At 74.4% G+C, this 6129-nt stretch carries 4 protein-coding genes; 2 read left to right on the forward strand and 2 right to left on the reverse strand.

Annotated features, from left to right (window positions below):
• Positions 1-12: 12 nt before the first annotated feature.
• Positions 13-1704 (reverse strand): glycerol-3-phosphate dehydrogenase/oxidase, encoded by a 1692-nt coding sequence (locus Q1N79_RS29835; protein WP_300614458.1) that lies wholly within the window; start codon positions 1702-1704, stop codon positions 13-15.
• A 140-nt stretch (positions 1705-1844) separates the two neighbouring features.
• Positions 1845-3383: an FAD-dependent monooxygenase gene (locus tag Q1N79_RS29840; RefSeq protein WP_300614459.1), complete on the reverse strand. Its 1539-nt coding sequence runs from the start codon at positions 3381-3383 to the stop codon at positions 1845-1847.
• Between the two features lie 168 nt (positions 3384-3551).
• Here Q1N79_RS29840 and glpK point away from each other — a divergent pair, with 168 nt between their 5' ends.
• On the forward strand, positions 3552-5150 hold the full coding sequence (gene glpK / locus Q1N79_RS29845) for a glycerol kinase GlpK (RefSeq protein WP_300614460.1): 1599 nt from the start codon (positions 3552-3554) through the stop codon (positions 5148-5150).
• Positions 5151-5189: 39 nt separating this feature from the next.
• Entirely contained in the window at positions 5190-6098 is a 909-nt protein-coding gene (locus Q1N79_RS29850; protein ID WP_300614461.1) for an SMP-30/gluconolactonase/LRE family protein, read from the forward strand.
• The last annotated feature ends 31 nt before the right edge of the window (positions 6099-6129 follow it).

The raw sequence follows: 6129 nt of genomic DNA on the forward strand, positions 1-6129 counted from the left end.
CGGCGCGCGGTGCTAGGCGGGCACCGGGACCGTCTCCGCAGGCTCGGGCAGCTCGGTGGCGGGCTGCAGCGCCTCGGCGGCGGCCGCCGCGAACTCCTCGTACTGGCGGACCTCCAGGGCGCGCCTACGGCGGCTCCAGCCGAGCAGGCCGCCCATGATCGCGGCGACCTCGGGCGCCGCCGCCGCGCCCGCGTCCGGCGATTCGATGAGCAGCCGGATCCTGCGCGCGAGCACGTCCTCGACGTGCAGCGCGCCCTCGTGGGTGACCGCGTAGCTGACTTCGGCGCGCAGGTACTGGTAGCCCGCGAGCAGCGGCCGGGCCAGCGACCGGTCGCGGCGGACCGGCTCGAGCACCTCCGGGACGAGCGAGCCGTACCTGGTCAGCAGGTGCTCGACCGCCGCGATCGGCACCTCGTAGTCCTCGGCGAGCCGCTGCGCCGCGGCGCGCACCGCCGGCAGCCCGTCCGCCCCGAGCAGCGGCAGCTGACCGGTGACGGACTCGGGCACCGGGCGCCCGAAGTCGGCCACCGCCGCGTCGACCACGTCCCGCGCCATCAGCCGGTAGGTCGTGAACTTCCCGCCGGCGACCGAGACGAGCCCCGGCAACGGCGCGTCGACGACGTGCTCGCGGGACAGCTTGGTGGTCGGCGTGTCCGCCGCCGCCGCGACAAGCGGCCGCAGCCCCGCGTAGACGCCGATCACGTCCGCGCGGGTCAGCGGCGCGGCCAGCACCCGGTTGGCCGAGGCGAGGATGTAGTCGACGTCCTTGCTGCTGGCCGTCGGCTCGGCGCGGTCGCCGGTCCAGTCGGTGTCGGTGGTCCCCACGATCCACCGCTCGCCCCACGGGATGAAGAACAGCACGCTCTTGTCCGTGCGCACGATCACCCCGGTCTCTGCGTCGATCGCCGCCCGCGGCACCACCAGGTGCACGCCCTTGGACATCCGCACCTCGTAGCCGGGGCGCACTCCGCCGAGTGAGTGCACGAGGTCGGTCCATACCCCGGCGCACACCACCACGCAGCCGGCCCGCACGTCGAACGACCGGCCGCTCTCCTCGTCCCGCACCCGCGCGCCGGTCACCCGCGCGCCGTCGCCCTGCCGCAGCAGCGCGGTGGCGGTCGCCCGGGTGAGCACGGTCGCGCCGTGCGCGGCCGCCGTCCTGGCGACCGTGAGCGTGTGCCGGGCGTCGTCCACCTGCGCGTCGTAATAGACCATCGCCCCGGCGAGCCGCTCGGGCCGCAGCGCGGGCGCCCGCCGCAGCGCGCCGCGCGCGGTCAGGTGCCGGTGGTGCGGGACGGGCCGCTTGGTGCCCTCCATCGCGTCGTAGATCACCAGGCCGGCGCCCACGTAGGGCCGCTCGACCACCTTCCTGTACAGCGGGTAAAGGAACGGCACCGGCCGCACCAGGTGCGGCGCGAGCCTCGTCACGAGCAGGTCGCGTTCCCGCAGCGCCTCCCTGACCAGCTTGAAGTCGCCCTGCTCCAGGTACCGCAGCCCGCCGTGGATCAGCTTGCTCGACCGGCTCGACGTGCCCGACGCCAGGTCGCGTGCCTCGACGAGGCCCACCCGCAGCCCGCGGGCGGCGGCGTCGAGCGCGGCGCCCGCCCCGGTGACGCCGCCGCCGATGACCAGCACGTCGAGCGGCCCCGCGGCCAGCTTGTGCAGCGCGGTACTCCGGTCGCGGGCGTCAAGAACGCCGGACATGGGCGACCTCTCCTCCCCGAGTCCCGTCGTCGGCAGCGGGCCTCCGCTTCCATGGTACGGACGCTCCGCGGCCGTTCCTGGCAGCGACCCGCGGGACGCCGGCCGGCCCGGCGGCCGCCGCACGGGCCGCGGCCGCCGCCTTACCTGGGCCGCCCCACCGCGGCCGCCAGGTCGATGCCCGCCGGGTGCTCCGCCCGCCAGGCGATGTGCTGGTCGGGCCTGACCAGGAGGAACTCCCCGCGCCAGGGGTAGTCCGGCGGCGAGGCAGTCACGGTCAGCGGTATCCGCAGCGCCCGGGCTCGTTCGGAAAAATCCGCCACGGCTGCGTCCCCCGCGCCGGCCGGCGCTACGAGCGTGAACCCGGTGCCGAGCTGGTCATACAGCGAAGTCCCGTCCGGCAGCCAGCAGTGCGGCAGCCGCGCGCCCGGCTCGGCGGACGGGGTGTACGTGCCCACGTCGGCGACCGGAGCACCGCCGCCCCCCTGCACCACCGGCGACCCGGCGTAGGAGTAGCCGAGCACCAGCCCGAGGTTGTGGAACTCCGGGGACTTCACGCGCCGGATGGCCGCCGCGTCCGCGGCCAGGTCCGCGGGCAGCGCGGTCATGTTCGCCGCCGCGCTGGCGACGGTCTGTTCGGCCACGCCGCGCCGCTCCGGCTCATAGCTGTCAAGCAGCGCGGGCGGCGCCCAGCCGTGCAGCACGAACGCGAGCTTCCACCCGATGTTGACCGCGTCGCCGACGCACGTGTTGTACCCGTGGCCGCCGTAGGGCGGGTTCACGTGCGCGGTCTCGCCGACGAGGAACACCCGCCGGGTGCCGAACGTGTCCGCGACGAGCGCCCGCGCCGTCCACGGGTCGCTGGCGAGCAGCTCGTGCTCGACAGGAGCGCCGATCAGCCCCGTGATCAGCTCGGCGGCGTGCGCGAGGCCGTACTCAGGCGCGACGCCCGGCATGATCGCCCACCACGTGCCGGCCAGGTCGAGCCGGCCGGTCAGCCCCTTGGTGGCCGCGGTCAGCGTCCAGTACTGCACCGCCCGGCCGAGCTGGGGATCGAGCGCGGGGGCGCGGAACACCACGTTGAAGTTCGGCCGCGGATCGGACCGCCCGTTGTAGCGAGCGCCGGCCAGCTCGCGGGTCACGCCCGCGTAGCCATCGCAGCCGAGCACGTAGTCCGCCCGGACCAGGTACGTCTCGCCCGCCGCGCCGCGCACGGTCACGGTCACGCCGTCGCCGTCTTCGGCCAGCGCCGTGACCGCGTGCCCGAGCCGCATGTCGACCCGCGGCTGCCTGGCCAGGTGCGCCCGCAGCACCTCTTCCACCGCAGGCTGCGGCACCTGCTGCCCCGGCTCGGCGAACCGCTCGTCACGCTCGGTCGTCAGCCCGAACGCCCCGTCGAAATCGGTGATCCGCGCGCCGGTCAGCGACTCGCAGAACGTGACCCGCTGCGACCAGGCGACCTTGAGCGGCGCCGCGGCGCGCACCGCGGCGGCCAGCCCCCAGCGGCGCAGGTGCTCCATCGTCCGCACGCTCGACGTCTTGGCCCGCGGCCGCTGGTGGGACACCCGCTCCCGCGGTTCGACGAGCACGCACCCGACGCCGTGCAGGCTCAGCTCGGCGGCCGCCGCGAGCCCGGCCGGCCCGCCGCCGGCGATGAGCACGCCAGTTGTGTCGATACGCACGCAAGACATCTTCCGCCACCGCGGCCAGGCGTGTCGACGTCGCGCCGCACCCATTGCCCCGCCCGCGGCCCCGACCGCGCTCGCCGTCGCCCCGCGGGCACTGAAACACTTATCCCGAACGATCCGGGCCGCCTCCCCCGGGTCAGCACTTGGTCAAGGGAGACCGCGTTGGCCGATTTCGTCGGGGCTGTCGATCAGGGCACCACGAGCACCAGGTTCATGGTCTTCGACCACGCGGGCAACGAGGTCGCCAGGCGCCAGCTCGAGCACCAGCAGATACTGCCGCGGCCGGGCTGGGTCGAGCACGATCCGCTGGAGATCTGGGAGCGGACAAGGACGGTGATCGCGGCCACCCTCAACGCCAGCGGCCTGTCCGCGCGCGACCTGGCCGCGGTCGGGATCGCGAACCAGCGGGAGACCACGGTCGTGTGGAACCGCCGCACCGGCGTCCCGTACGCGAACGCGATCGTCTGGCAGGACACCAGGACCGACCGGATCGCCGCCATGCAAGAAAAAAGCGGCCACGGCGCGGTGATCAGGCACAAGGCCGGCCTGCCGCCCGCGACGTACTTCTCGGGCGGCAAGCTGCAGTGGCTGCTCGAGCGCGACGCCTTTTTGCGCGCGGACGCCGAACGCGGCGACGCGCTGTTCGGCACGGTCGACTCCTGGCTGCTGTGGAACCTGACCGGCGGCACGTCCGGCGGCGTGCACGCCACCGACGTGACCAACGCCAGCCGCACGATGCTGATGGACCTGCGCACGCTTGACTGGGACGAGGAGCTGTGCGGGTTCTTCGGCGTGCCGCGCGCGATGCTGGCGCGGATCGCGCCGTCGGCGCACGACTACGGCGTCACCGCGCTGCCCGGCCCGTTCGCCGGCGAGGTCCTGCTCGGCGCGCTGCTCGGCGACCAGCAGGCGGCGACGATGGGCCAGGTGTGCTTCGCGCCGGGGGAGGCGAAGAACACCTACGGCACCGGCAACTTCCTCGTGCTGAACACCGGGTCGCAGCTGCACGAGTCGAAGTCCGGCCTGCTCACCACCGTCGCCTACCAGTTCGCCGCGGTACGCCCGTCGGCCGCGCCCGACCCGCATGCCCGGCCATCCGCGCCCGCCGCCCCGCCGCCCCCCGTCTTCGCCCCTGCCACTCCCCAACCCCCTGTCTTCGCCCTCGAAGGCTCGGTCGCGGTGACCGGCGCGGCCGTGCAGTGGCTGCGCGACCAGCTCGGCATCATCAGCGGCGCCGCGCACAGCGAGGACCTGGCCAGGCAGGTCGACGACACGTCAGGGCTGTACTTCGTGCCGGCGTTCTCCGGCCTGTTCGCGCCGTACTGGCGCGCCGACGCGCGCGGCGCGATCGTCGGGCTGTCCCGGTTCCACACCAACGCGCACCTGGCCCGCGCCACGCTCGAGGCGATCTGCTACCAGACCAGGGACGTGGTGGAGGCGATGGCCGCGGACTCAGGCGTCACCCTCGACGTGCTCAAGGTGGACGGCGGCGTGACCGCCAACGACCTGTGCATGCAGCTGCAGGCCGACATCCTCGGCGTGCCGGTCAGCCGTCCGGTGGTCGCCGAGACCACCGCGCTGGGCGCTGCCTACGCGGCCGGCCTGGCGGCCGGGTTCTGGCGGGACCCGGCCGAACTGCGGGCGAACTGGCGCGAATCGCGGCGCTGGGAACCCACCTGGACCCAGGACCGCCGCGAAGCCGGCTACGCCGGCTGGAAGAAGGCGATCGAGCGGACCCTCAACTGGGTAGACGTCAGTTAGCCTCCGCGACGGGCGGGAGTGACGAAGGAGCGGCCATCGATGGTGGACGTGCGCACGTCGGCCGCGGCCGAGCCAGTCGGCGATGTGACAGCCGTGCTTGGCGAGGGCCCGTACTGGGTTCCCGAAGATTCCTGCCTGCTCTGGGTGGACATCCCGAACGGGCTGCTGCACCGCACGCAGCTTCGGTCCGGCGACACGGTCACCGTCGCGATCGGCCCGGTGTCGGCGGCGTTCCCCGCGCTCGGCGGCGGGCTGCTGACCGCGGGGGGAAACCGGCTGCGGTTGCACAAGCCCCGGGCCGGCGGGGCGCAGTGGACCGAGCACACGATCGCCGAACTGCCCGCCCGCGACGCCGTCCGGTTCAACGACGCGTCGGTCGACCCGGCGGGCCGGGTCTGGGCCGGGACGATGCACACCGGCGAGACCGAACCGCTCGGCGAGCTCTACCGGCTCGATCCCGGCCGCGTGCTGACCCCGGTCGTGAAGGGCGTGACGGTCTCCAACGGGCTCGGCTGGAGCCCGGACGGCTCGCGCATGTACTACGCGGACTCGCCGATGCGGCGGCTCGACGTGTTCGACTACGACCCGGCGACCGGCGAGGCGTTCCAGCGGCGCGTGTTCGCCGACCTCTCCCACGTGGCCGGCGTACCGGACGGGCTCACCGTCGACGCGGACGGCTGCGTCTGGGTGGCCATGTGGGGCGGCGGCGTGCTGCGCAGGTTCACCCCGGGCGGCCAGCAGGACGCGGTCCTGCCGTTGCCGGTGTCCCGGCCGACAAGCTGCGCGTTCGGCGGGGCGGGGCTGGCCGAGCTGTTCGTGACCACGGCCAGCGTCGACGGAACCGACGCCGGGCGTGCCGCCGAGCCGCTGGCCGGCCGCCTGCTGCGCGTCGAGCCGGGCCCGGTCGGCCTCCCGTCGGCCTCCTCGTGGGCGGCCATCCCCTCCTAGCCATCGCACGGACCCCGGGCCGGGAGGCGGC

Source organism: Trebonia sp. (genome assembly GCF_030042015.1).
GTDB lineage: Bacteria > Actinomycetota > Actinomycetes > Streptosporangiales > Streptosporangiaceae > Trebonia.